This window comes from Erwinia sp. HR93, from assembly GCF_034555055.1.
Classification (GTDB): Bacteria; Pseudomonadota; Gammaproteobacteria; order Enterobacterales; family Enterobacteriaceae; genus Apirhabdus; species Apirhabdus apintestini.
In genome coordinates this window covers 130,635-156,318 of sequence record NZ_JAXUDP010000001.1, presented here as the reverse complement: position 1 = coordinate 156,318, position 25,684 = coordinate 130,635, and the positions used below count along the sequence as shown (strand labels likewise).

At 53.0% G+C, this 25,684-nt stretch carries 19 protein-coding genes, 1 tRNA gene, 1 pseudogene and 1 riboswitch; of the genes and pseudogenes, 10 read left to right on the top strand and 11 right to left on the bottom strand.

Features of this window, described 5'->3' with window-relative positions:
* Positions 1–131 precede the first annotated feature (131 nt).
* Together SFA31_RS00740 and SFA31_RS00735 are read right to left on the bottom strand one after the other, a co-directional pair.
* On the bottom strand, positions 132–1,577 hold the full coding sequence (locus tag SFA31_RS00740; RefSeq protein WP_322836268.1) for a methyl-accepting chemotaxis protein: 1,446 nt from the start codon (positions 1,575–1,577) through the stop codon (positions 132–134).
* Between the two features lie 1,573 nt (positions 1,578–3,150).
* A tRNA-Ile gene (locus tag SFA31_RS00735) sits at positions 3,151–3,226 on the bottom strand.
* A 123-nt stretch (positions 3,227–3,349) separates the two neighbouring features.
* Here SFA31_RS00735 and mug point away from each other — a divergent pair.
* Entirely contained in the window at positions 3,350–3,862 is a 513-nt protein-coding gene (mug, locus tag SFA31_RS00730) for a G/U mismatch-specific DNA glycosylase (protein ID WP_322836267.1), read from the top strand.
* 211 nt (positions 3,863–4,073) lie between these two features.
* On the opposite strand, the gene rpoD is transcribed toward mug, so the two are convergent.
* The 3 genes from rpoD to rpsU form a co-directional block, all read right to left on the bottom strand.
* Positions 4,074–5,912, bottom strand: a complete 1,839-nt coding sequence (gene rpoD / locus SFA31_RS00725) for an RNA polymerase sigma factor RpoD (protein WP_322836266.1) — start codon at positions 5,910–5,912, stop codon at positions 4,074–4,076.
* A 152-nt stretch (positions 5,913–6,064) separates the two neighbouring features.
* Complete coding sequence (dnaG, locus tag SFA31_RS00720) at positions 6,065–7,810, bottom strand: DNA primase (RefSeq protein WP_322836265.1); 1,746 nt, start codon at positions 7,808–7,810, stop codon at positions 6,065–6,067.
* 111 nt (positions 7,811–7,921) lie between these two features.
* On the bottom strand, positions 7,922–8,137 hold the full coding sequence (gene rpsU / locus SFA31_RS00715; protein WP_005295814.1) for a 30S ribosomal protein S21: 216 nt from the start codon (positions 8,135–8,137) through the stop codon (positions 7,922–7,924).
* Between the two features lie 414 nt (positions 8,138–8,551).
* Between rpsU and tsaD the strand changes: the two genes are divergently transcribed.
* Entirely contained in the window at positions 8,552–9,565 is a 1,014-nt protein-coding gene (gene tsaD, locus SFA31_RS00710; RefSeq protein WP_322836264.1) for a tRNA (adenosine(37)-N6)-threonylcarbamoyltransferase complex transferase subunit TsaD, read from the top strand.
* Between the two features lie 200 nt (positions 9,566–9,765).
* Here tsaD and plsY read toward each other — a convergent pair whose 3' ends face one another.
* Positions 9,766–10,380, bottom strand: a complete 615-nt coding sequence (gene plsY / locus SFA31_RS00705; protein ID WP_322836263.1) for a glycerol-3-phosphate 1-O-acyltransferase PlsY — start codon at positions 10,378–10,380, stop codon at positions 9,766–9,768.
* Positions 10,381–10,619: 239 nt separating this feature from the next.
* Here plsY and folB point away from each other — a divergent pair, with 239 nt between their 5' ends.
* Both folB and bacA read left to right on the top strand, forming a co-directional pair.
* Positions 10,620–10,991 (top strand): bifunctional dihydroneopterin aldolase/7,8-dihydroneopterin epimerase, encoded by a 372-nt coding sequence (folB, locus tag SFA31_RS00700; RefSeq protein WP_322836262.1) that lies wholly within the window; start codon positions 10,620–10,622, stop codon positions 10,989–10,991.
* 99 nt (positions 10,992–11,090) lie between these two features.
* The gene (gene bacA, locus SFA31_RS00695; protein WP_322836261.1) at positions 11,091–11,909 is read left to right on the top strand and encodes an undecaprenyl-diphosphate phosphatase; all 819 of its coding nucleotides are present in this window, start codon (positions 11,091–11,093) and stop codon (positions 11,907–11,909) included.
* Between the two features lie 9 nt (positions 11,910–11,918).
* Here the strand turns inward: bacA and SFA31_RS00690 are convergent, their stop codons facing one another.
* Positions 11,919–13,154 carry a multifunctional CCA addition/repair protein gene (locus SFA31_RS00690; protein WP_322836260.1) on the bottom strand — a complete coding sequence of 412 codons (1,236 nt, stop codon included), beginning with the start codon at positions 13,152–13,154 and terminating at the stop codon, positions 11,919–11,921.
* 117 nt (positions 13,155–13,271) lie between these two features.
* Positions 13,272–13,886, bottom strand: a complete 615-nt coding sequence (locus SFA31_RS00685; protein WP_322836259.1) for a TIGR04211 family SH3 domain-containing protein — start codon at positions 13,884–13,886, stop codon at positions 13,272–13,274.
* A gap of 252 nt (positions 13,887–14,138) precedes the next feature.
* On the opposite strand from SFA31_RS00685, the gene SFA31_RS00680 reads away from it, so the two are divergent.
* The 4 genes and pseudogenes from SFA31_RS00680 to tnpA all read left to right on the top strand — a co-directional run.
* Positions 14,139–15,434, top strand: coding sequence for an inorganic triphosphatase (locus SFA31_RS00680; RefSeq protein WP_322836258.1), 1,296 nt, complete (start codon positions 14,139–14,141; stop codon positions 15,432–15,434).
* Positions 15,435–15,459: 25 nt separating this feature from the next.
* Positions 15,460–18,300, top strand: coding sequence for a bifunctional [glutamate--ammonia ligase]-adenylyl-L-tyrosine phosphorylase/[glutamate--ammonia-ligase] adenylyltransferase (gene glnE, locus SFA31_RS00675; protein ID WP_322836257.1), 2,841 nt, complete (start codon positions 15,460–15,462; stop codon positions 18,298–18,300).
* 66 nt (positions 18,301–18,366) lie between these two features.
* The gene (gene hldE, locus SFA31_RS00670; protein ID WP_322836256.1) at positions 18,367–19,797 is read left to right on the top strand and encodes a bifunctional D-glycero-beta-D-manno-heptose-7-phosphate kinase/D-glycero-beta-D-manno-heptose 1-phosphate adenylyltransferase HldE; all 1,431 of its coding nucleotides are present in this window, start codon (positions 18,367–18,369) and stop codon (positions 19,795–19,797) included.
* Positions 19,798–19,969: 172 nt separating this feature from the next.
* Positions 19,970–20,374 (top strand): annotated as a pseudogene (gene tnpA, locus SFA31_RS00665) (IS200/IS605 family transposase); the annotation flags it as partial.
* A gap of 766 nt (positions 20,375–21,140) precedes the next feature.
* Here tnpA and ubiK read toward each other — a convergent pair.
* Positions 21,141–21,413 (bottom strand): ubiquinone biosynthesis accessory factor UbiK, encoded by a 273-nt coding sequence (ubiK, locus tag SFA31_RS00660; RefSeq protein ID WP_322836255.1) that lies wholly within the window; start codon positions 21,411–21,413, stop codon positions 21,141–21,143.
* Between the two features lie 248 nt (positions 21,414–21,661).
* A riboswitch (FMN riboswitch) is annotated at positions 21,662–21,813 on the top strand.
* A gap of 107 nt (positions 21,814–21,920) precedes the next feature.
* Here ubiK and ribB point away from each other — a divergent pair.
* Complete coding sequence (gene ribB, locus SFA31_RS00655; protein ID WP_322836254.1) at positions 21,921–22,574, top strand: 3,4-dihydroxy-2-butanone-4-phosphate synthase; 654 nt, start codon at positions 21,921–21,923, stop codon at positions 22,572–22,574.
* A gap of 150 nt (positions 22,575–22,724) precedes the next feature.
* Here the strand turns inward: ribB and zupT are convergent, their stop codons facing one another.
* A complete protein-coding gene (gene zupT, locus SFA31_RS00650; protein WP_322836253.1) occupies positions 22,725–23,495 on the bottom strand; it encodes a zinc transporter ZupT in 771 nt (256 codons plus the stop codon).
* Positions 23,496–23,701: 206 nt separating this feature from the next.
* Here zupT and ygiD point away from each other — a divergent pair, with 206 nt between their 5' ends.
* Positions 23,702–24,478: a 4,5-DOPA dioxygenase extradiol gene (gene ygiD, locus SFA31_RS00645; protein ID WP_322839263.1), complete on the top strand. Its 777-nt coding sequence runs from the start codon at positions 23,702–23,704 to the stop codon at positions 24,476–24,478.
* Positions 24,479–24,521: 43 nt separating this feature from the next.
* Here ygiD and SFA31_RS00640 read toward each other — a convergent pair whose 3' ends face one another.
* Positions 24,522–25,682, bottom strand: coding sequence for a glutathionylspermidine synthase family protein (locus SFA31_RS00640; RefSeq protein ID WP_322836252.1), 1,161 nt, complete (start codon positions 25,680–25,682; stop codon positions 24,522–24,524).
* Between the last annotated feature and the right edge of the window lie 2 nt (positions 25,683–25,684).

Sequence of the window (25,684 nt, the reverse complement as noted above, 5' to 3'; positions counted from 1 at the left end):
GGGAGAATGCGTTTACTGCAATCTTTTGCCTGCTCCAAAGGCGGTCTATTGCCCTGGCAGCGGTGTCGAGTTTATAGCGCAGGCGCTGTGAGCGTACCGCCGCGATGTTACGGCGGTAATAAAGCCTCTGTTTAGGCTTCCGCTGGCTGTGCGCTGCTTTCTTCCAGCGCAACGTTGCCCACATTAAATTTCTCCATTAGTTCGGAAAGGTGGTGCGCCTGTCGGTCCAGGTTACTCGTGCTGGCGACGGACTCTTTTACCATCGCCGCATTGCGCTGTGTGACGGTATCCATTTGCGTGATTGCCTGAGCTACCTGATGAACACCGGTGCTCTGTTCAGCGGATGCGGAAGAAATATTGCCCATAATGTCGCTGACTTTCGCCGTGGAAAGTACTATTTCGCTCATGGTTTCCCCGGCGCGTGAGACGAGTCCCGTACCCTGGGCAACATTATCGACCGTCTGGCTAATCAGTTTATTAATCTCTTTTGCCGCATCTCCGCTGCGTGCTGCAAGCTGGCGGACTTCCGCTGCCACGACGGCAAATCCCCGGCCCTGCTCCCCGGCGCGGGCAGCTTCAACGGCGGCGTTTAGCGCCAAAATATTGGTCTGGCTGGCGATGCCATTGATCACATTATTGATATCAGAAATGTTTTTCGCGCTCAGCTCTATTTGCTCCATATTACTGACCACCTCAGCCATCACTTTGGTGCCACCCATTGCAATTTCATTTGTATGAGAAGCCAGTTGGTTTGCCTGTGCCGCATTTTGCGCGTTATTTTCTACCGTGGTTTTTATTTCTTCCATACTGGCGGCAATTTGCTGAAGCGCACCGGCTTGCTCTACGGTACGGGAAGAAAGATCCTGATTTTCTGTCACAATCTCCTGCGTAGTGTGAGAAATATGATCGGTGGATTGTTTTACCGATGAGATCATTATTTGCAAGGAGCTCTGCATGTCCTTGAGTTTAGACAGTAATGAGCCTATTTCATCGCTGCCGTAAACGTGTACATCGGACGTTAAATCGCCGTTGCTAATTTTCTCGAATACTTTTCCAATAAAAACAATACTGCTAACTAAGCGACGTTTTATCCACAGCGTCGCGCCCAGCACGCAGACGATATAGAGAATGAAAACTATCGATGAGATGATGAGTGAGCTATTTTTGTGCTTACTGGCATCCTTTATGGCACGTTCGTAAGCTTTTTCGTTTTGAATACGAAAGCTTTTAATTGCGCTGTCCAGGTTTTTTAATGCCTGGCTCATATCTTTATCCTTAAAGGTTCCGTCAAGGACGTGAGGAAGAACATCTTCAAAAAAATCCACGACCAGGTAAGCGTCCCGTTCTATTTGGCCTATCCTTTGAGCATTTTCTTCTGGGTTAAGAGCTTTAAGTTCTTTTAGATCGGAGCGAATGGCGGTAAACAGGCTGCGCATCTCTTTAACCTGCGCCGGGCTTACCGGTTGGTTCATCACTTTCACCAGCGCGATTGCATTCATCTGACCGCGAGTCATTGCGATGTTATAATTTAATCGATTAAGGTAATCAATATTGATTTTTGCCTGGTTAATACCCATGACATTATCGAAGTTATTTTAGAAAAGAGCGTAGCGTTCAGAAACAAGAATACAAAGAAGACGAAGAATAACATCATCATGATTGATGATTTTCTTGAAATACTCAAGTTGTTCACATTTTACCCCGTTAACGAGTATGATTTTATTTTTCTCTGTTAGCATCGGCAAAAGTAAATATTTCTTAAGCAGATAGTCAGGATTAATTATTTTATTTTTATGCTGTTTTAATAATATACGCTTTGCTTTCAGTTGTTTGCCTTTTTATATATTTGAAGTTTACGTTGGTCCGTATTATGAGCTGTGAAAACGCTTAATCGCAAAAAATGATTTTGAAATTTATAGCGTAAGCGTGTATAGGGTATAAATTATATGGGTTCTACTATGCTACTTATTTTGACAAAAATAATTTTCGGCAAAATTGCAAGCGATGGCCGCTGGGTGCGGCTTACGGGTAGTATTGGGTAGTGAGGTTTTTATTGTAAATAACGTGAGGATGATATTAACAGAGATTTTAGGAAGTGTTTCGCTTACTCTTTCAAGATGAAAGTAGGCTGTTATTTATTAATGGTTGGTTATTATTTCGAATGTTTATTTTTTGTGAACTCAAAATTTCATTTTTTGTGATAGATATTTTATTTTAACTATGTGGAATGTGGATGTTCTCCATTTTTTCCGGGATACCGATTTAGTATTAACTTGGTCATGGTATTTCTATGGTCATTGATTGCATAATATTAAGAACGGGAGGGTAATAATGGATAAGATATCGATTGAAACCGCCGTATCTCTTTTGAGTGGAAACCGCAGATGGTAATACGCGGATGAATCGGGCTGAGGCTGGTTTTCTCATCGCTTTGCCATATTAATGACTGATTAACCATACTACTTTTGTTATTTTCATGAGCCATTTTCTTATAGTGGATACGTGATGTAATGCACTAATTTCAAATGAGTAGTAAGCAGTAAAGTAATATCCGGGCTTTATTTAGTGTCATCACACTTTTTTAGCGAGTGTGCAATCTCTTCGCAGGTTTTCTTGCATGGTTATTATTCACAGCATTCCACGGTAAATATCCCGCAGAGGGCTGGAAAACCGACATCATCAAACCTCACTGATGCCAATGCAACCATGCGCTGTCGCAGGATATTTGGTGCCTGTTCGGTAGAATGTGAGACCGGCGACTTTTTTGTTTTGACATTGCTTTAAAATCAGAGAGTTAACGCTCTTTGATTTGGATGTTTTATAGCCAATCTTTTGGTGGAAATAGAAAGGCCTATAAAGTTAAGTTTAAACAATGGGTTATGATTAGTGTGTTCCCCGCACATGCGGGGATAAACCGCGGGCTTTATCGTTAGGTTGAGTAACGATGTAGTGTTCCCCGCACGTGTGGGGATAAGAAGCGGTGTATTTAGCGCGTTGAGCAGGGCCAGGGTTAACCGGACATTATATAGCTGGAAGGGCAATCACCGGGAGGTGAGAAAAAACACCGCCATTTTATCGCCTCTCAACATCAGGGTAACAAAAAAGCCACTCTTCCGAGTGGCTTAATTATATGATTCTAATGCTAAAATTTGGTGGCCCCTGTTGGGTTTGAACCAACGACCAATCGATTATGAGTCGACTGCTCTAACCACTGAGCTAAGGGGCCGAGGCGGGAGATTATAATGTAACTCGGCGGGGCAATCCAGCACCCTTGAATGCGTATGCTGTTTTTCTAAACAGCGGCTTAGTCCCGGTTTATACTGAGACGACTAAGTACAGGGAGAGCGTAATGATTGATGATATTGTCGCGCCCGGGCTGCGGGTGCTGTTTTGTGGCATTAATCCGGGAAAATCATCGGCTCATACTGGGTATCATTTTGCACATCCGGGGAACCGTTTCTGGAAAGTGATTCATTTGGCGGGCTTTACTCCGAGCCTGCTCAGACCAGCTGATGAACACCAGCTTTTAGCGTCGGACTGCGGTATTACCATGCTGGTGGCTCGGCCTACCGTTCAGGCGGGCGAGCTACAGCGCGAGGAGTTACGCTGCGGTGGTGAAGCGCTGACGAAGAAAGTCATGCGCTGGCAGCCGCAGTCGCTGGCGGTGCTGGGGAAGCAGGCCTATGAGCAGGCATTTGGCGAGCGCAACGTTAAGTGGGGGCTACAGGCGCGGCGCATTGAAGAGACCGCTGTCTGGGTACTGCCTAATCCAAGCGGTCTCAATCGGGCATCTCTGGCAGAGCTGGTAGAGGCTTATCAGGTGCTCAACCGTTCACTGGACGTGCCGACTGAAGGTGATTAATTATCCGGGTCGTTGCTATCACTCTATTCGTAAGGCGATGCTGAATAGCCTGCACGTTAAAAAATCTTTGCCTGTACGGTAAATACGAGGCTAATGATAATACGCAGCGCTAAAAGCGGTGCCAGCCACGCTGAATCAGGCTTTCAGGCAGCCATAAAAAAGCCCCGGGCCTAAGCGCGGGGCTTCTGGTTAATGCTAGTGTTAAATAACGTTAATCGTCCAAAAAGCTGCGTAGTACTTCGGAACGGCTCGGATGGCGTAGTTTACGCAGCGCTTTCGCCTCAATCTGGCGAATACGTTCGCGGGTTACGTCAAACTGTTTGCCGACTTCTTCCAGCGTGTGGTCGGTATTCATGTCGATACCGAAACGCATACGCAGGACTTTAGCTTCACGCGCCGTAAGGCCAGCCAGCACGTCGTGCGTTGCCGCACGCAGGCTTTCAGTGGTCGCTGAGTCCAAAGGCAGTTCGAGGGTGGTGTCCTCGATAAAATCGCCCAGATGCGAATCCTCGTCATCGCCAATCGGCGTTTCCATGGAGATAGGCTCTTTAGCGATTTTCAGCACTTTACGAATTTTATCTTCCGGCATTAGCATACGCTCCGCCAACTCTTCCGGCGTAGGCTCGCGCCCCATCTCCTGTAGCATTTGGCGGGAGATGCGATTGAGTTTGTTGATAGTCTCAATCATATGTACCGGAATACGTATAGTGCGCGCCTGGTCTGCGATAGAGCGGGTTATCGCCTGGCGAATCCACCACGTTGCGTAAGTCGAGAACTTATAGCCGCGGCGGTATTCAAACTTATCTACCGCTTTCATCAGGCCGATATTGCCTTCCTGAATCAAATCCAGGAACTGCAGACCTCGGTTGGTGTACTTTTTCGCAATAGAGATAACCAGACGCAGGTTAGCTTCAACCATCTCTTTTTTCGCGCGGCGGGCTTTTGCTTCACCGATAGACATACGGCGGTTGATATCTTTTACCTGCTCAATTGTCAGGCCGGTTTCTTCTTCAATCTGCTGCAGTTTCTGCAGGCCGCGCTGAACATCTTCTGCAACGATATGCAGTTTTTCAGACCACGGCTTATTCATCGCGAGCGCGGCGTTAAACCAGGTATCGCTGGTTTCATTACCGGTGAATAACGTGATGAAGTTTTTCTTCGGCATTTTGCATTGTTCAACGCACAGCTTCATGATGAGACGTTCCTGGGTACGTACGCGATCCATCATGGTTCGCATGTTGTTAACCAGATAGTCGAACTGTTTCGGCACGAGGCGGAACTGTTTAAAAACGTCGGACAGTTTCTGGATCTCATCCTGCGCCGCGGCGTGGCTGCGGCCTTTGCTTTTGATGATATCGCGCGTTACTTCGTACTGCGCGCGCAGTTCACCGAATTTCTCGCGAGCCAGTTCAGGATCGATGCTATTGTCATCGTCGCTGCTATCATCGTCGCTGTCGTCCTCTTCGTCGTCGTCGTCGTCACGGTCTTCTTCCGAAAGTTCGGAACCGACGTGGGTCGCGGTGGGCGCCATATCTTCTTCAGCGTTCGGATCGACAAAGCCGGTGATAAGATCGGAAAGACGCGCTTCTTCCGCTTCGACGCGATCGTACTGTTCCAGCAGATAGGTGATTGCTTCCGGGTATTCAGCAACCGAGCACTGCACTTGGTTAATGCCATCCTCGATGCGTTTTGCGATATCTATCTCGCCTTCACGCGTGAGCAGCTCAACGGTACCCATTTCGCGCATGTACATGCGAACCGGGTCCGTGGTGCGTCCAATCTCGGATTCTACGCTGGATAATACTTGGGCGGCGGCTTCAGCGGCATCTTCGTCTGCGGTGTTTTCGGCCAGCATCAGATCGTCGGCGTCCGGTGCTTCTTCCATCACCTGGATGCCCATATCGTTAATCATTTGGATGATGTCTTCGATCTGATCGGAGTCGATGATATCTTCCGGCAGATGGTCATTGACCTCGGCATAGGTCAGATAGCCTTGCTCCTTACCACGTGTGACAAGAAGTTTAAGCTGTGACTGCGGGTTTTGCTCCATAAGACGGTATCCACACTTATTTAGGGTTGGTGTCGGTCGGCGAAACCGCCAACAAGAACGTATGCGGGCTGTTTTGTTTTCGTGCCGCTGCCCATCTACGCGGCCTTCGGGCTGTCCCGAGGATATATCGGCAGTTAAGCCGCTAAAGTCATTTATTTTTTTGCGCGTGCTAATGTGATGACACGAACTTCTTCGCGTTCGGCGGGCGTCAACCCTTGCGTGCGCGAGCGTGCGATCAATTCCGTAAGACGCATTTCCAGCACTGAATCGAATAAATGGTCCAGTGCGTCAGTGAACGTTTTTTCCGCAATATCCTTATCTGCTATATCGTCCCACATTGAGAGTTTTTCAAGGGTAACCGCTTCTTTTGTGCCACGGTAATGCTCTAAAAGCTGCCCGGTCGTAAGACCCGGGTGCGCAGAGCATTGCTCTACCAGTGCATTAAACAGCGCCAAACCGGGCAGTTTACTGGGATCGAGCGCATTTAATGGCGGTACCAATGGCGCAAGCTCCGGGTTTTGCACCAGCAACCCTATTAGTATACGCATGGTTGTGCGTTTTAGCTGGGGTAAAGCACGCTGTGCGCCATTTTCAGCTAATTTCGGCATTAATTTTTCAAGCTGGCTATCGTCGAGGATACCCAGTTTATTGCCGAGCTCCTGGCGTAGATAAATCCTTAACGTTTCGCCTGGCACCTGAGTTATCAGCGGCAGCGCAAGCGTACTCAGCTGCGCGCGGCCGTCCGGCGTACTCAGATCAACCCGCGGCAACAGGCTGTTAAATAAAAACATAGATAGCGGCTGAGCGGACTCCATGCGCGCTTCAAATGCTTCTTTTCCCTCTTTACGCACGAGGGTGTCCGGGTCTTCTCCGTCCGGCAGGAACATAAAGCGTAACTGGCGGCCATCCGTCATATACGGCAGCGCCGTTTCAAGCGCGCGCCACGCCGCGTCGCGTCCTGCTCTGTCGCCGTCATAGCAACAAATGACGCTGTTTGTGGTACGAAACAAAAGCTGGATATGATCCGCCGTCGTGGATGTTCCCAGCGAGGCTACGGCATAGTTAATGCCATATTGCGCCAGCGCGACGACATCCATATAGCCTTCTACCACTAACAGGCGCTGCGGCTCGGATGCATGCTCCCGGGCTTCGTAAAGACCATAGAGCTGGCGGCCTTTATGAAAAATATCGGTTTCCGGGGAGTTCAGATATTTTGGCTGCCCGTCGCCCATTACGCGGCCGCCGAAGCCGATGACACGTCCGCGCTTATCGCGAATAGGGAACATAACCCGTTCACGAAAGCGGTCGTAGCTGCGTCCCCGATCGTTGGTAACCAGCATTCCCGCGTCGGTTAAGGCCTGACGATTTTCCTGATTTCCGCCAAAACGTCGAAGTACGTTATCCCAGCCTTCCGGTGCGTAACCAATAGAAAAACGAGCGATTACTTCGTCGCTCAGGCCTCGCTGCTGCAGGTAACTGCGTGCACCTTGCGCCTGAGGCTGTGTTAATGCCTGCTGATAAAAGGCGTTTAGGCCATCCATCAATTGATACAGGCTTTGCCGCTGGTGACGTTCAATCTGACTGGGGCCGTTGCCCGCCTCAAAGGGAACATCTAAATTATGCATGGACGCCAGTTCTTCAACGCATTCGACAAATTCAAGTTTGTCAAAGTTCATTAAAAAGTCGATGACGTTGCCATGGGCGCCGCAGCCAAAACAGTGATAAAACTGCTTTTCGCCGTTTACGGTAAAAGAGGGGGTTTTTTCATTATGGAACGGGCAGCACGCGTGATAATTCTTACCCTGCTTTTTTAGCTTCACACGCGCGTCGATAAGATCGACGATGTCGGTGCGCGCCAGCAAGTCGTTGATAAAAACGCGTGGGATACGTCCAGCCATAGGCCCCGATTTATTAGCTCATAAACGAGAACAAGCCGCGCATTCCTTTCGGAAGCACGGCCTTGTCACTATAACTCTGTCTGAGTCACGAGGGGCTATCCCCTCCCGAAATTAATACAGACGAGTACGGCGTGCGTTTTCGCGAGCCAGTTTCTTAGCGTGACGCTTCACGGCAGACGCTTTAGCGCGCTTACGTTCAGTCGTTGGTTTTTCATAAAACTCACGACGACGAACTTCCGCCAGGATGCCTGCTTTTTCGCAGGAACGTTTGAAGCGACGCAGTGCTACGTCGAACGGCTCGTTTTCACGTACTTTAATTACCGGCATGTGCCTCTCACCTTTGATTAATTCGGTTTGCCGCTGGCATCAGACGCCAGCCTATTTCAAAATGGTGCGGAATTTTACTGCAATTGCCGCCGCGTTGTAAAGCGCAAGCCAGCCAGAAATTCGCTTTTTAGCAAGAATCCTTTTGGCGTGGAAGTATACACCAGCGCCGGGCATAAAGTGAGCGAAGATTTACCGATGGATGTGGGCAGGCGCGCGTGAAATTAAGGCAGGCGATGGCGCTTTATTGCTAGGAAGTGAGTGCCGCACGGGCGGTTGGCTTTGGCGTGACAGGTATTTACCGTGTGTGTTGCCAATTGGAGCGCACGAAAACGACCGTCTATGGCACCACAATTTTACTTCACGCGCGCGCGCGCATACACTGCGCCCAGTCAACAGCGAAGAAAGTTTAATGTTATGCGTGTACTGGGAATTGAGACATCCTGCGATGAAACCGGCATTGCTATTTACGATGACAATGCGGGGCTTCTCGCTAATCAACTGTATAGCCAAATAAAACTGCATGCCGATTACGGCGGTGTGGTTCCAGAACTTGCTTCGCGCGATCACGTGCGTAAAACGGTGCCGCTTATTCAGGCCGCGCTAAAAGAGGCGAATCTACAGGCAAATGACATTGATGCCGTTGCGTATACCGCCGGGCCGGGGCTGGTGGGCGCCCTGTTGGTTGGCGCCACGATAGGGCGCTCGCTGGCTTTTGCCTGGGATGTGCCCGCCGTGCCGGTACATCACATGGAAGGTCATTTATTAGCGCCGATGCTGGAACCCCAGCCGCCGGCGTTTCCCTTCGTCGCGCTGCTGGTATCCGGCGGGCATACGCAGCTTATTAGCGTGACGGGAATTGGGCAGTATGCGCTACTTGGCGAGTCCATTGACGACGCCGCCGGTGAGGCGTTTGATAAGACAGCGAAGTTGCTCGGGCTGGATTACCCGGGCGGGCCGCGGCTGTCGCAAATGGCCGCGCAGGGCGTGCCGGGGCGCTTTACTTTCCCGCGCCCGATGACGGACAGACCCGGCCTGGATCTGAGTTTCTCCGGGTTAAAAACTTTTGCTGCAAATACTATTCGCGACAGCGGCGAAGATCCGCAGGCACGCGCTGATATCGCGCGTGCGTTTGAAGACGCCGTGGTGGATACGCTAATGATTAAATGCCGGCGCGCGCTGGAGCAAACCGGCTTTAGCCGTTTAGTGGTTGCCGGTGGCGTAAGCGCTAACCGAACGCTGCGTGAGAGGTTGGCACAGATGATGGCGAAGCGCCGCGGCGAAGTATTCTACGCGCGGCCGGAGTTTTGTACCGATAATGGTGCGATGATAGCGTATGCCGGGTTGATTCGTTTAAAAGCGGGTAATGTAAGCGGCCTTGAAGTAAGCGTTCGGCCCCGCTGGCCGCTGGCGGATTTGCCCGCGGCGTGAAGTTCTGGTTTGCGCCACCTGCGTCCGACTCGCAAATGAATGTCGTTGCCGCTGGCTAGAAACCACGCCCTTTAGGCGTGGTTTTTTGTCAGGAATTATTGGTGCGGTCAGAAGCCGCTTTTTAGAAGGCATTATGCGGCTATTTTACTGATTTTCCTGCGAGAGTGGGTTTTGCTCCGGTGAGTAGGTGACTAACGCGTTTACTCTTTGTTTTTTGAGCGTTTGCGCAGGCGTTTCCAGATTTTTGGCTCCTGCCCGCGCCACAGGCGCTGAATATTATCGTGATGGCGCAGCAGAATCAGGCAGGAAAGCATCGCCACGGGAAACGTAAACTGAGGCTTAAACCACCACACGTAAAACGGCGCGATTAATGCACTAATAATGGCGCCAAGGGATGAATAGCCGCTGAGCAGCACGGTGATAAGCCAGGTTATCGTCATTACCCCGGTTAAATCCCAGCCGATGGGCGCGATAGCGCCAAATGCGGTCGCAACGCCCTTTCCGCCGCGGAAACCAAAAAATATCGGCCAGATATGCCCAAGGCAGGCGGCTATTGCGATAAGGCCCAGCCACAGCGGCGTGACGCCCAGTGCCCAGGCGGCCCATACCGGTAACATACCTTTTAAAACATCGAACAACAAAACGGCGATAGCCGCGCCTTTCCCGCCGAGGCGCAGTACATTGGTGGCGCCGGGATTACCGGAACCGTTTTCACGCGGATCGGGCAGTCTGGCGATGCGGCACACCAGAATAGCGCTGGAGATAGAGCCACACAGATAAGCGAGGACGACCATTACAGGCGCGATTGCACTCATAACGCGGTTCCATTTTGAAAAAATCGTTTTATTCTCTGCATCCGTGGATAATACGCATATTTCACGGCAAGTGGTATCCCTCTTGCGGGCGCTTCGCCCTAATAGAACACAGTGTGAGACGCGTAACATTTTACCAAGTCACGCACCCACCGATGGTATTCAGGCGGCTCTCGTCTGTGACACAGCGCTTGCGATAAACGCTCGCGTCCGAAGTGAACAGAGAATGACGGCAGGTAACGATGGATAAAGTATTTATAGAGCAACTTTCAGTGATTACCACTATTGGCGTGTATGACTGGGAGCAGACCATTGAACAGCAATTAGTGTTCGATATCGAAATGGGATGGGATAACCGACGCGCGGCGATGAGCGATAACGTCCAGGACTGCCTGAGCTACGCCGACGTTAGTGAAGCGGTAGTCGCACATGTCGCAGGCGGGCGTTTCGCTCTGGTAGAGCGCGTGGCGGAAGAAGTAGCGACGCTGCTATTAAACCGCTTTTCTACTCCATGGGTGCGAATTAAAGTCAGTAAACCGGGCGCGGTGGCGCGCGCGGCGCGCGTAGGGGTAATCATTGAGCGTGGGGTTATTCCGAAAGCGCCCACAGCGTAATATTCCAGTAAACGAATTGCCCGTTCGCTAGTCATAAGCTTGATTGTTTCCGGCCGCAAGGCCGTTTTTATTTTAGGGATTGCATAGAGGGTGTCGTTAATGAGCGATGTACATTCGCTGATGGTTGCTGCCATTCTTGGCGTGGTTGAAGGACTGACGGAATTTCTACCCGTCTCCAGCACCGGGCATATGATTATTATCGGCCATTTATTGGGCTTTCGCGGTGATAAAGCGGAAACCTTTGAAGTCGTCATTCAGCTAGGATCGATTCTTGCCGTGATAGTGATGTTCTGGCGCCGTCTGTTCGGGCTTATTGGCATTCATTTTGGTCCGCAGCCGCATGAAGGCGAAGGTACCGGTCGACTGTCATTAATTCATATTCTTTTAGGCATGGTGCCGGCAGTAGCTCTGGGCCTGATATTTCATCATGCGATTAAGGATCTATTTACTCCGCTAAATGTGGCGTATGCGCTAATTGCTGGTGGCATTCTGCTGCTCGTCGCGGAGTGGTTCAAACCTAAAACGCCGCGCGCGGTAGGGCTGGATGATATGACCTACAGGCAGGCATTTGCTATTGGCTGCTTTCAGTGTCTGGCGCTATGGCCGGGGTTTTCACGTTCCGGTGCCACAATTTCTGGCGGCATGCTAATGGGAGTTAGCCGCTATGCGGCGTCAGAATATTCTTTCCTGCTGGCGGTGCCTATGATGATCGGCGCGACGGCGCTCGACCTATATAAGAGTATTGGTTTCCTCTCACTGGTGGATTTACCGCTGTTTGCCGTCGGTTTTGTGATGGCATTTTTGGTTGCGCTGCTGGCCATCAAAACCTTTCTGCAACTCATTAAGCGAATTTCGTTTATTCCCTTCGCTATTTATCGTTTTATCGTTGCGTTCGCGGTATATATGGTCTTTATGTAAGCCACTGGCTTAAGAGTGAGGGCCGTGCAGTGCTTTCCACCGGGCTACGGCGCAGATACGCCGCCGCCGCAGTTCTTCGCGGATGGCTGGCCCCTGGAAACCTGCATCGATAACCTCACGGGTGGGGACGCTTTGCGCCGCCTGCCAGGCGCTGCGCAGCCAGCGCCCTTGCGGATAATCGCTGTGTTCAAAACCCGTGCGTCCACGAGCGTCGGCTTCGCTGGTGATAGCGATTTGTTCAATTCTCTGGGGCTTGCGCCACGCATCGATGTCATCGAACAGCTTAACCAGCGTTTTAGGCTGCAATACGGCAAATGTGTGGATGAGATCGTGATACCGGGCCACCAGTTTTGCTAAGTCCCGAATATCATTAGGAACGCGCAGACGCTGGCACAAATTCTCAATCAACCTGACGCCAGCCGGTCCGTGCCCGTGATGGCTGGGCCACAGGCGCGGCGGAGTTAAGCCCTTGCCCACATCGTGCGTCAGCGCGGCGAAACGTACATCTACAGCCGGGCTGAGCCGGGAAGCCATATGTAGTGTCATCAGGGTATGAACCCCGGTATCGATTTCTGGATGCCATTTAGCCGGTGCTGGCACGCCAAATAGCGCGTTGATTTCAGGGAACAGCGTAGCAAGGGCGCCGCAATCGCGTAATACCTGAAAATAGACGTGAGGGCTTTGAGTGCCGAGCGCACTTTCTGTTTCTTTCCAGACCCGCTCGGGCGTGAGGTGCTCAAGTTCGCCGCGCGCGGCCATGTCACGCATTAGCGACATGGTTTCTGGCGCTATCTGAAAATCCAGATGCGCATAGCGGGCCGCGAAACGTGCAACGCGTAAAACGCGCAGTGGATCTTCGGTAAAGGCGGGGGAGACGTGACGTAGCGTGCGCTGAAGAATATCCTCCTGGCCGCCGAAGGGATCGATATAATCCTCCGCTTCGCCGAGTGCGATGGCGTTGATGGTCAAATCCCGGCGCAGCAAGTCTTGTTCCAGGGTGACGTCTGGCGCGGCGTGGCAAATAAAGCCGGTATATCCTTGTCCTGACTTACGCTCGGTGCGCGCCAGCGCATATTCTTCCTGAGTTTGAGGGTGTAGAAAAACCGGAAAATCACGGCCGACCTGCCGGTATCCGGCATTCAGCATTTCCTGCGGCGTTGCGCCGACCACGACCCAGTCTTTATCTTTTACCGGCAGATTCAATAACGCATCGCGAACGGCGCCGCCGACCAGATAAATCTTCACGCTCACACTCCTGAGAAAATGAAAAACGCATCATACGTAAGTGTAGAGAAGAAGGCGAAAGAAAGGTGGTGATGTCAGAACTAACGGGCGCCAGGCGCCCGTTATTGAGAAAGGGGGTTAGTTCATCCAGCGGTCTTTGCGCTTGCGGCTGGGGATCATGTGCGGTAACAACAGACCCAATAGCAGGCCCACGCCTGCAACGCCGCCGCCGTACATAAACCATTGCATAATAATGGTGCGCTGTTTGTCATTAAGCTGTAGGTTTGCTGCATTAACCTTTTTCTGCGCCACCACGAGCTGATTTTTAAGCTGTTGATTTTCAGCTTTCAGGCCGTTGATCACACTGTCGCTTTCAGCGACCTTTTTCTGCATTTCGGCCGTTTTCTGATTCCAGGTGCCGTCAATATTATTCAGTTTATCGGTTAACGTTTTTACCTGGTTTTCCAAATCCGGTACGCGCACGTGCAGGCTGGGCGTGTTACGCAGTTCATCCAGCATTACCCAGGCCGTCCGGCCGCTATTATCACGGATCTGGCCGTATTTACCGCTGCTTTGCAGAAGCGTTACTTTTTCACCTGCATTGATGGTGCCGACCAGACGGTAATTATCTCCAGGGCCGCTGCGTACCCAGGTAGTTAAATCGTCTGAAACATAACGGTTCTCTTCCGCGTGGGCCACGGCCCCGGCGCCGAGAGAGAGTAAAATAAAGGTAATCAGGCGTAATTTCTGCATTAGATCGTCGTTATTGTCATAAAGCGTGGAACAGTCATAGTGGACTCAGTCTGACGAGGGGCTGATAAAACCTGAATGAGAATCATCCTGGTAATCCCGCCGCTCGCCGTAGCCACTGGTTCAGGTTTTACGCCCGTCAAATCGTCACAGCGTGGCAATTTGGCGCAAAATATTATTTACTGACACATATTTACCGCGTTAGTTCGCCAGAAATTTTATCAGACTCTGACAAAACGATATACAAACAAAGCTATGACACAAGAAATCGAAATCAAATTCATCGTCAGACCCGAAGTTATTACGTCACTGCGTGAAGACTTGAATGCGCTGTCTAATGAGCGCCAGTCTGGCCGAAAACTCGTGAATATCTACTACGAAACGCCGGATTTATTGCTGCGTCGCCATGATATGGGACTGCGCGTGCGCGGGGTGGACGGGCGCTTTGAAATGACGATGAAAACCGCGGGTAAAACCCTTGGTGGATTGCATCAGCGCCCGGAATACAACGTCCCGGTTGAGCATCCGGTGCCGGAACTTGCGCGCTTCCCTGCCGACATGTGGCCGGCGGGCCTTGATGCCGCCCGGCTGGAGCAGGCGGTTAAGCCGCTATTTCGCACAGATTTCACGCGCGAGACGTGGGTGGTCACTTTCGAGCAGGCCCACATGGAGATTGCTCTGGACAATGGGAGCGTCGATGCAGACGCGCGCAGCGAACCGCTATGTGAGCTGGAACTGGAGCTACTGGACGGCGATGTATCCGCGTTACTGAAATTCACCGAGCGCTATATATTGCGCGACGGTATTCGTCAGGGCGGCCTAAGCAAAGCCGCGCGCGGCTATGCGCTGGCCCAGGCGCGCGCCGTGGGTGAAGTAAAAGCATTTTCCGCTGAGAACATGCCTGCCGGCGCAACGCTGGAGCAGGGGTTGGTCGTGGCGCTGGAAAGCGCGCTATCGCACTGGCAGTATCATGAAGAGCTGTGGGCGCGCGGCGTAGCCGATGCCGCCAGTGAAGTGTATCTCGCAATCAAGCGGTTACAGCACGCGCTGGCGCTTTTCGGTGCGGTAATTCCAAGAAAAGCGAGCACCCACTTACGTGAGCAGCTTGCCGACTATGAGCAGCAGTTGATATCCCCTGCGCGGGAGCAGAGCGTCCTCTGGAGCGCGACGGCAAATGCACCTAAGTTAGCACTCACTGACTTCATGGTGACCTGCGGCTGGCGCCCGTATCTTGACGAAGCAGCGAAAAAGCAGCTACAGGGTTCACTGAAGCGTTTTGCCGACACTCAGTTAGGGCGTATCAGCGCGGAACTGAAAAAAACATTTCACGCGCCGCCGTCCGACTATCCGGCGCAGTTGCCGCGCTTACAACGCGCGGTGGATATGGCGCAGATTCTGGCGGGCGTATATCCCCCCGCGCACAGCGCCGTATGGATTGCGAACTGGCAGGCGCTGGAGGGTGCCGTGGCGGCGCAGCGCGCAGCGGACTATGAAAAATTGCGCAAACTGGCGATAAAAGAAGCGCCGTTCTGGCGTCATAGCGGGCGCTAATTTCCCCCTTATTAAGGACGCTTATATGCAGCTTTCCCCGGCGTTACGGCAGCACTGGCAAAGCGTAGCGGCGCGCCTGGCACCTACGATAGCGCCAGAAATGCTCTCTTCTGATGCGCGGTCGGTGCTGTGTTTCAGCGAATTCTTCAGTAATGAAGCGCTGCGTGAGCCGGGCTACCTTGAAGACCTGCTGCGCTCCGCGCCCACGGCGGATGAGTGGCGAGATTATGCTCACTGGCTGACCTGTGAGCTGGAGAATGTGCATGAGGAAACTGCGCTTATGCATACGCTGCGCCGTTTTCGCCGCCGTATTATGACGCGCATTGCGTGGAGCCAGACGCTAAACCAGGCATCGACACAGCAGACGTTAAAACAGCTTAGCGTTCTGGCCGAAACGCTCATAATCGCCGCCCGAGACTGGCTATGGGAAGCCTGCAGCCGTGAATGGGGGACGCCCTGTGACGCCAGCGGGAAACCCCAGCCGCTCCTGATTCTAGGGATGGGGAAGCTCGGCGGTGAAGAGCTGAATTTTTCTTCTGATATCGATTTGATTTTTGCGTGGCCGGAACACGGTGTAACGCGCGGTGGGCGTCGCGAACTGGATAATGCGCAATTTTTTACTCGCCTGGGGCAGCGGTTAATTAAAGTACTGAGCCAACCCACGCAGGACGGTTTCGTTTATCGTGTGGATATGCGATTAAGGCCGTTCGGCGACAGTGGGCCGCTGGCGCTAAGTTTTGCGGCGCTGGAAGAGTACTATCAGGAGCAGGGGCGCGACTGGGAGCGTTATGCGATGGTGAAAGCGCGCCTGCTGGGGGCAGATGCAGAACTTTGGCGTCCGGCGCTGCATACCTTATTGCGGCCCTTCGTTTTCCGCCGGTATATCGATTTCAGCGTTATTCAGTCGCTGCGTAACATGAAGGGTATGATAGCCCGGGAGGTTCGGCGACGCGGCCTGACGGATAATATTAAGCTTGGCGCCGGTGGGATCCGGGAAATTGAGTTTATCGTACAGGTTTTCCAGTTGATACGCGGCGGGCGTGAGCCGCAGTTACAGCAGCGGGCGCTATTGCCGACTCTGGAGGCGCTGCAAGCGCTTCATCTATTAAGCGAAGAAGAAACCTGCGCCCTGCGTGAAGCCTACTTATTCTTACGTCGCCTTGAGAACCTGCTACAAAGTATTCGCGATGAACAAACCCAAACGCTACCGGAAGATCCGCTGGATCGCGCGCGGCTGGCCTGGGCTATGCAACAAGACGACTGGCCCGCGCTTCAGGCTTGCCTGCATACGCATATGGCGCGCGTGCGGCGCATTTTCAATGCGCTTATTGGCGAAGAAGATCAACCGGGTGGAGGCGATGAGGCGCTCAATGAGATTGGGCGAGCGCTATGGCTGGATAGCGCCAACGGTAATGACGAATTCGGCGTGCTGGCGCATTTAACGCCCGAAGCGTGCCAGCATGTACTGGCGCGAATAGAGGATTTTCGCCGCGATCTCGACCGGCGGACCGTCGGGCCGCGCGGGCGCCTGGTGCTCGATCGGCTGATGCCGCATTTACTCAGCGAAGTCTGCGCGCGCGAGGATGCGGCGGTCCTGCTGGCGCGGATTACTCCTTTACTGACAGGCATCGTATCGCGAACCACATACCTTGAATTGTTAACCGAATATCCCGGCACACTGCAGCATCTGATTCGGCTGTGCGCCGCGTCGCCAATGGTGGCGGATCAACTGGCGCGCTATCCGTTATTGCTGGATGAGCTGCTTGATTCTAATACGCTTTATCATGCGACGGCCGTCGACGCTTATCGCGATGAATTGCGGCAATATTTACTCCGGGTACCCGATGACGACGAAGAGCAGCAGCTAGAGGCGCTGCGCCAGTTCAAACAGGTGCAAATGCTGCGCATTGCCGCTGCGGATATTGCCGGCACCCTGCCGATAATGCAGGTCAGTGACAGGCTTACCTGGCTGGCGGAAACCATGATTGATGCGGTGGTACGCACGGCGTGGCAGCAAATGGTGGCGCGCTACGGGCGCCCTGAACACCTGAATGAGGAGCAAGGCGAAGGGTTCGCCGTAGTGGGTTATGGCAAGCTGGGTGGCTGGGAGCTAGGCTACGGTTCGGATTTAGATTTGGTCTTTTTGCACGATTGCCCCGCAGATGCGATGACGGACGGGCCGCGCGTGATTGACGGGCGGCAGTTTTATTTACGGCTGGCTCAGCGCGTCATGCACTTGTTTAGCACGCGCACGACCTCAGGCATTTTGTATGAAGTCGATGCGCGTTTACGCCCGTCCGGCGCGGCGGGTTTACTGGTAACGCCGGTGCAGGCATTTGCCGATTATCAGCGTAACGACGCGTGGACCTGGGAACATCAGGCGCTGGTGCGCGCTCGCGTAGTGTATGGATCTCCGGCGCTCAGGCAGGCTTTTGATAGCGTGCGCCATACGATACTGACGCAGCGCCGTGACGAGACTTCGCTTTGCGCTGAGGTGCGTGAGATGCGGGAAAAAATGCGCGCTCACCTCGCCACGCGTCAACCCGGGCTATTTGATATTAAAGCTGATGCGGGTGGGATAACGGATATTGAGTTTATTGCGCAATATCTGGTGCTGCGTTTTGCAAACCGCGCGCCGGCGTTAACGCGCTGGTCCGATAATGTGCGCATTTTCGAACTGCTGGCGCAAAATTGCCTGATGTCGCAAAGCGAAGCAATGGCGCTAACCCAGGCATATGTAACGCTGCGCAATGAATTACACCGTCTGGCGCTGCAGGCGCTCCCCGGTCGTATTGCCGAACCGGCATTTAGCACCGAGCGTGCGCAAGTGATTGAGAGCTGGCATTCGTGGATTGACGCGCCGTAGCCGTGCGGCTATCCCTAAATATGGTATTATCGCGCACAGATTTTGTTACTCCCCGGAGAGTCAGGAATGAAAGTAACGCTGCCAGAATTTGGGCGAGCAGGCGTCATGGTCGTGGGCGATGTGATGCTGGATCGTTATTGGTACGGTCCTACAAATCGCATCTCCCCTGAGGCGCCGGTGCCGGTAGTAAAAGTCGATACGGTGGAAGAGCGCCCCGGCGGTGCGGCGAATGTGGCGATGAATATCGCTTCGCTGGGCGCGGAGTCCCGCCTTGCCGGGCTGACCGGTATCGATGATGCGGCGCGGGCGCTGGGCCAGGCGCTGAGCGATGTCAGCGTTAAGTGTGACTTTGTTGCCGTACCGACACACCCCACAATCACGAAACTGCGCGTGCTCTCGCGCAATCAGCAGCTTATTCGCCTCGACTTTGAAGAAGGGTTTGACGGCGTCGATCCACAGCCGTTACATGAGCGCATTAGCCAGGCGCTGCCGCACGTAGGCGCGCTGGTGCTGTCTGATTACGCTAAAGGCGCGCTGGCCAGCGTTCAGCAAATGATTGCACTGGCCCGCGCGGCGGGAGTCCCGGTTTTAATCGATCCGAAGGGCGCTGATTTTGAACGCTATCGCGGTGCGACGCTGCTAACGCCGAATTTGTCAGAGTTTGAGGCGGTAGTAGGGAAATGTCGCAGCGATGAGGAGCTGGTAGCGCGCGGGATGCAGCTTATTGCGACGTATGAACTGGCGGCGCTGCTGGTGACGCGCTCTGAGCACGGGATGACGCTGTTACAGCCCGGAAAACCGCCGCTTCATCTGCCTACGCTGGCGCAGGAGGTTTATGATGTTACCGGCGCGGGCGATACGGTCATTGGCGTTCTGGCGGCGACGCTGGCCGCCGGAAATACGCTGGAAGAAGCATGTTACTTCGCCAACGTCGCTGCTGGTGTAGTGGTTGGTAAGCTTGGCACCTCTACGGTCACGCCGGTAGAACTCGAAAATGCGGTGCGCGGTCGTTCGGAAACAGGGTTCGGGGTCATGAGCGAAGCCGGGTTGCAGCAGGCCGTTGCCGCAGCGCGTCAGCGCGGTGAGAAAATTGTGATGACCAACGGCGTGTTTGATATTTTGCACGCCGGACACGTCTCATATTTGGCAAACGCGCGTAAGCTTGGCGACCGCCTGATTGTCGCCGTTAACAGCGATGCATCTACCCGCCGTCTGAAAGGCGATACGCGCCCGGTTAACCCGCAGGACCAGCGTATGATAGTGCTCAGCGCGCTGGAGTCCGTTGACTGGGTGGTGCCGTTTGAAGAGGATACGCCGCAGCGTTTGATTGCGCAGATCCTACCTGATTTGCTGGTAAAAGGCGGCGATTATAAGCCTGAAGATATCGCCGGTAGCAAAGAGGTGTGGGATAACGGCGGCGAAGTGAAAGTCCTTAATTTTGAGGACGGCTGTTCTACCACTCTTATTATTAATAAAATTCAGGGTGATAAACTGTAGTCGCCTTTGGCAATGCCTGAATTGTAGAAAACCGGTCTTTGGGGCCGGTTTTTTTGTCAATATTAAACCCCCTCCCGGGGAGGCGGCGCTCGTTTATGTGGGGCTTTGCCCGTGGCATGCGCATGCTAAATACTGCCCCGATTTGTTACCAGTAAATCAGGGAGTCAATAGCATGAGCAGACGGCAATCCGCCTGCCACGTATTCTGTCGCTGTCAGTATCATCCCGTATCGACCCCGAAGCACGGATACAAAATCCTCAACGGCAATCCCGGTAAAGCGCTTTACCGTGGTATTTACCTTTGCTGCAGCATGAAGAAATGCACGGCCGTGGCGTTAAATGTACGGATTGCTCATGTTCCTCTGGTAGTGAGAACGCCGGCGGGTTTGCGTGTCCCGGAGCTAATGGGATTAGTGAAAGGGCGAGCGGCCATTAGGCCGTTTGCGAAGTATTCTTATCTCAGGAAGCACAAACCAGGGGGGAATCCCATCTGGCAAAGAGGATATTTTGTGGACCCGGCGGGGGCAAACGAAGAAATAATCCGACGGTATGTGCGGTACCGGGACAAGGTCGCGAAAATTGCATTTGCAGCCTCACGCAGCAAACTCAACTCGTCCAGCAGTGTCTTTTCATATTCACGCACCGCTTCAAGAGGTCGCTGCCGCCGGCCATCCGGCAGAAGAAGAACGGCAAATCCAGCCCGGTGTGGAAGGGCAGTAAGCCCCCTTTAAGGGGCTGTGTCAAAGCCGCCTGCTGTGCAGGTGGATTATTTACTGCACCACGCTCTGTGGGCGTGGTCATCAACAGGTTTTAGCTCTGCCTGATTATTGTGCGGGGATTCAAAACTTACAGGACCGGCGGAAACTTCTTTTTAAGGGGATTGGTACGCCTCCTGGTGCGCAATCAACGCCGCCTTCTATGAAAGCGGTAATGAGCTTGTTTACCCGGCGGCGCAATCGACGCTGTTTTAGCGGGGTTTTGTTTGCTTCAGTATTATTTTTATATAACGGACAATGCTTTTTTAGCGCTTTTAAACTGGCGTAATCAGTAAAAAATGCTGGCAGATTTCAGGAACTGCTGCGAAATCAGATGAATTGGATACGCATTTGTCGGCCTTGCCTCTGGAATGTGTTGGCGGATAAACAGCGCGACTGACAACGAGGTATTTTGCCGGGTTATGGCAGTGTGCTGATTGCCTGGGATGCTGATTAAGCCGAAGTCATAGAGGCAGCGAAATTTTACTGCGGTTAATTACCCACTACGGGCCTTTATTGATTGGGATAAATACGGTCTTAACGCGCCGGGGATGCTAAGGCGCCTGGAGCCAGGCGCCTTTATTGCGTATTACTGATCGTCAGAGGCAGGCGCGGGGCTTTGGGTCTGAGTTTCCAGCGCGTTCAGACGCTGCTCCAGCGCGGTGAGCTTTTCGCGGGTGCGCAATAAAACTTGAGTCTGTACATCGAATTCTTCACGACTGACTAAATCCAGGCGCCCAAGCTGCGCCTGTAAAATTTGGCGCAATTTTTTCTCCATATCCTCTCCGAACTCACGGATCCCCTGCGGCATCGACTCGTGGATTTGGCGGGCGATTTGTTCGATTTTTTTCGGGTCAATCATCGTAATTTCTCTGAAGCGATAAGGGTTATTCCGTTAATTGTAATGCGTGGCGGGCGGGGGATAAACCAGAATTGTACAGGCTTGGGCTGCCAAAGCCCGAAAACAGAGGCCGGTATCAAACGGTGAATACTGCTGCATGAGAGCCTTAGAATGTTAACCTGCTGTTATTAAGCTTATTTTATGCTGTTTTGGCAGGTCAGGTTTGAATCATCGTTGCCGGAGAAAATAATTGGCGTTATAGTTTATATGCTTATTCTCAGGGCGGGGTGTAATTCCCCACCGGCGGTAAATCAGCACAGGCTGAAAGCCCGCGAGCGCTTCGAAGCTACTGTTTTGAAGGACAGCAGATCCGGTGAAATTCCGGGGCCGACGGTAATAGTCCGGATGGGAGAGGATAACAGTCATGACGGGCGTTAAGCCCTGCCACGTTCTTGTTATAGCCTGTACAGGCACTCCTAAGACCGCCCTGATTCTGGTAATCCATATTATTAATGAGGTTAATTTACCATGAATCAGACGCTACTTTCTGCTTTTGGCACACCCGAAGAACGCGTTGAAAATGCGCTGACCGCTTTACGCGAAGGCCGTGGCGCGATGGTGCTTGACGATGAAGATCGTGAAAACGAAGGTGACATGATCTTCCCGGCTCAGACAATGACCGTGGAGCAAATGGCGCTGACTATTCGCCACGGCAGCGGAATTGTTTGCTTATGCCTGACCGACGAGCGCCGTAAACAGCTCGATTTGCCGATGATGGTCGAAAACAACACCAGCGCGTTTGGTACCGGTTTTACCGTGACGATTGAAGCAGCGCACGGCGTTACGACCGGCGTCTCCGCCGCAGATCGCTTAACCACCGTTCGCGCGGCGATCGCCGATGAGGCAAAACCTTCCGATCTGAACCGGCCCGGGCACGTATTTCCACTGCGTGCGCAGCCCGGCGGCGTGCTGACGCGCGGCGGCCATACGGAAGCCACCATTGATTTAGTCACTCTGGCTGGCTTCAAACCTGCTGGCGTACTGTGTGAATTGACCAATGATGACGGCACTATGGCGCGCGCGCCGGAGTGTATTGAATTTGCCCGCCAGCACAATATGGCGGTCGTTACTATTGAAGATTTGGTCGCTTATCGCCAGTCGCACGCGCGTAAAGCCGGATAAGGTATACACGCTGGCGCTATAGCGGTTTCTTCGTCTTATTAAATACCCGGCATTTTAGCGCCGGGTCTTTTTATCTGAATAACATCGCTTATCGGGCATAAGTGGTATCTGCAGGTATGTTAAATAGCGTGGGCTCACCCGAGTTTCCCGTTAACCCATATCACTCAGCTGGAGCAGCGTCAGGCTGAGACCCATTGTTGCCATTCCGCACAGCACTCCATAACTCGGGTTATTCACCGGATCGATTTCTTTTGCTAACGGCATAAGTTCATCGACCGAGAGGGCAACCATAATCCCGGCGACCGCCGCCATAATAGCCGCCATAACCATTGGAGAAATCAGTGTGCCCAGCACCAGCCATGCCAGCACGCCGCCTGCGATTTCAGCGCAGCCGGAAAGGCCAGACCACAGCAGCGCACGGCCTCGGGAACCCGTAGCGGCGTAGACAGGCCCGGCTACGGCAAGGCCTTCAGGAATATTATGTAAGGCGACGGCTAATGCTATTCCCAACCCTAATTCTAAATCCTGACTGGCGGTCACATAAGTCGCAATGCCTTCGGGAAAATTATGCAGGCTGATGCCTAGCGTGAGTAACATCGCGGTGCGGCGCAGCTGCGGCTTGTGCTCCATGGCGCCGACGGATAAATCCTGCGGATGAGCGTGCGGCAGCAGGTGGTCCAGCGCGAAATAGCCCAACAATCCGATAATAAACATTCCGTAACCTACTATCGGTGGCATTGACGGCGTTGCCAGAGCGGCGGGCAGCATCTCCATCAGTGATATCAGTAACATAATGCCAGCGGCAAAGCCGAGAGAAAAAGCGAGCACGCGATTTGACGGCTTTTTGCCTGGCAGGCTTAACAGCGCGCCGATAAAAGTGGCGCTGCCCGCCAGCAGTGTCAGGAGCAAAGGGGCTGACATAGCGTTCTCCTTTGATAGGGATTATCATTTAACCAATTGAAATTTATCTAAAAACGAAGCTTAGCGCGTGGGCTTTACGGGCTTTTTACATTCAAATTTACTGACAGTCTTAGTCACGGTTATCCGCCTGTAAATAGTCGGCATAAGCGATAAGGTATCATTATTACCCCGAGATACCGGATCTTTGTATGCCAACTCTACGACGTATGCCCGCGCTGTTCCTGGGGCACGGCAGCCCGATGAATGTCCTTGAGAATAACCGATATACTCAGACGTGGCGGCGCCTGGGAGAACAGCTCCCCAGGCCGCAGGCGATTTTAGCTATTTCGGCTCACTGGTATACGCGCGGCACCCGCGTTACCGCAATGGTGCAGCCGCCGACTGTCCATGATTTTCACGGTTTCCCACGGGCACTGCATGAAACTGTGTATCCGGCGCCGGGTTCCCCGCGGCTGGCCCGCCGTATTAGCGAGCTGCTGGCGCCGCAGACTCCGGTGGTTTTGGATGATGATTGGGGGCTCGATCACGGAAGCTGGAGCCTGTTACTGGCTATGTATCCGCAGGCGGATATCCCGGTGGTACAGTTAAGTATTGACGGTACTTTGCCTGTCAGCGGGCACCTGGAGCTTGGCCGCAAACTGGCTGTGCTGCGCGATGAGGGCGTCTTAATTGTTGCCAGCGGTAATGTGGTGCACAATCTGCAACTGGCGAGTTGGAGCGAGCCGCTACGGGTTTATCCGTGGGCGCAGGCATTTAATGATTTTGTGAAGGATAACTTGCGCTGGCGCGGCGCTGCGGGGCAACATCCGCTGGCAAACTATCTTCTCGCTGAAGGCGGTGCGCTGGCGTGCCCAACACCTGAACATTTCCTGCCGCTGCTGTACACGCTGGGAGCGTGGGAGGGTACCGAGCCGGTGACATTGCCGGTGGAAGGCATAGAAATGGGTTCGCTGAGCATGCTGTCCGTGCAGGTAGGTGGTTAGGGTAAAGCGGAGTTCGGGCGGTATCTGCGCCCGAACTCTGGGGTTATTCGAGGAAAATATGCGGATAGAAGCGCGACAGATCCTGGGTAATCAGCGCTTTGTCTTCCCGCAGGCCGATACCCGCAGGTTCACCGTCGATTAGCCAGCTTCCAATCAGCGTGTAGCTGTCGCCATACGCGGGAAGGGGGTGGAATTGCTGAATGATATAGCCTTCTTCACCGTAGGGGCCTTCGACGCCGGCGATTTCCTGCCCGCGTTCAATGATGCGCACATTGGCACCCTCGCGCGAGAACAGCGGTTTGACGACGTATTTTTCCAGTTCAGGATGAGGTTCATCGGCAAACCACGCCGGTAGCAGGTTTGGGTGATTGGGAAACATTTCCCAAAGCATTGGCAGCAGCGCTTTATTTGAAATAATGCTTTTCCACGCGGGTTCCAGCCAGCGAACTCCCGCATCTTCAAGCTTGGTGGAGAAGTTTTCACGCAGCATGAACTCCCATGGATAGAGCTTGAATAGATTGCTAATCACCCGATCGCTGAGGTCGGTAAACTGCCCTTTTTCGCCGAGCCCGATATCTTCGATAAACAGAAACTCACTGGGAAGCCCCGCTTCAGCCGCGCAGTCCTGTAAATACTGAACGGTGCCGCGATCTTCTTCGCTATCCGTGCAGCAGGTAAAGTGCAGCAGATTAAAGCCGTGTTTTTCCTGCAGCTGAGTAAAACGAGCGATGAGCTTTTCCTGCAGACTATTAAACTGATCGCTATTGGCGGGCAGGCTGCCCGACTGGATGCAGTCTTCCAGCCAGATCCACTGAAAAAAGGCTGCTTCATATAAGGATGTTGGCGTATCGGCGTTATTTTCTAAAAGCTTGGGTTCGCCGCTGCCGTCCCAGGCTAGATCCAGTCGGGAATAGAGTGAGGGCTGATGGGTGCGCCACGACTGGCGTACAAATTCGCGCGTGTGTTTGGGGATCCGGAAGCGATCCATAAGCGTATCGCTTCCGGTTACTTTTTCTACAACTTCCAGACACATTTGATGAAGTTCGGCGGTTACTGCTTCTACCTTTTCTACCTGCGCGAGCGTCAGTTGATAATAAGCGTCTTCGCACCAGTAAGGTTCGCCATACAGCGTGTGAAAGTTAAACCCGAATTCGGCCGCTTTCTCCCGCCAGTCCGGGCGCTCGCGAATAGCGATACGTTCCATCA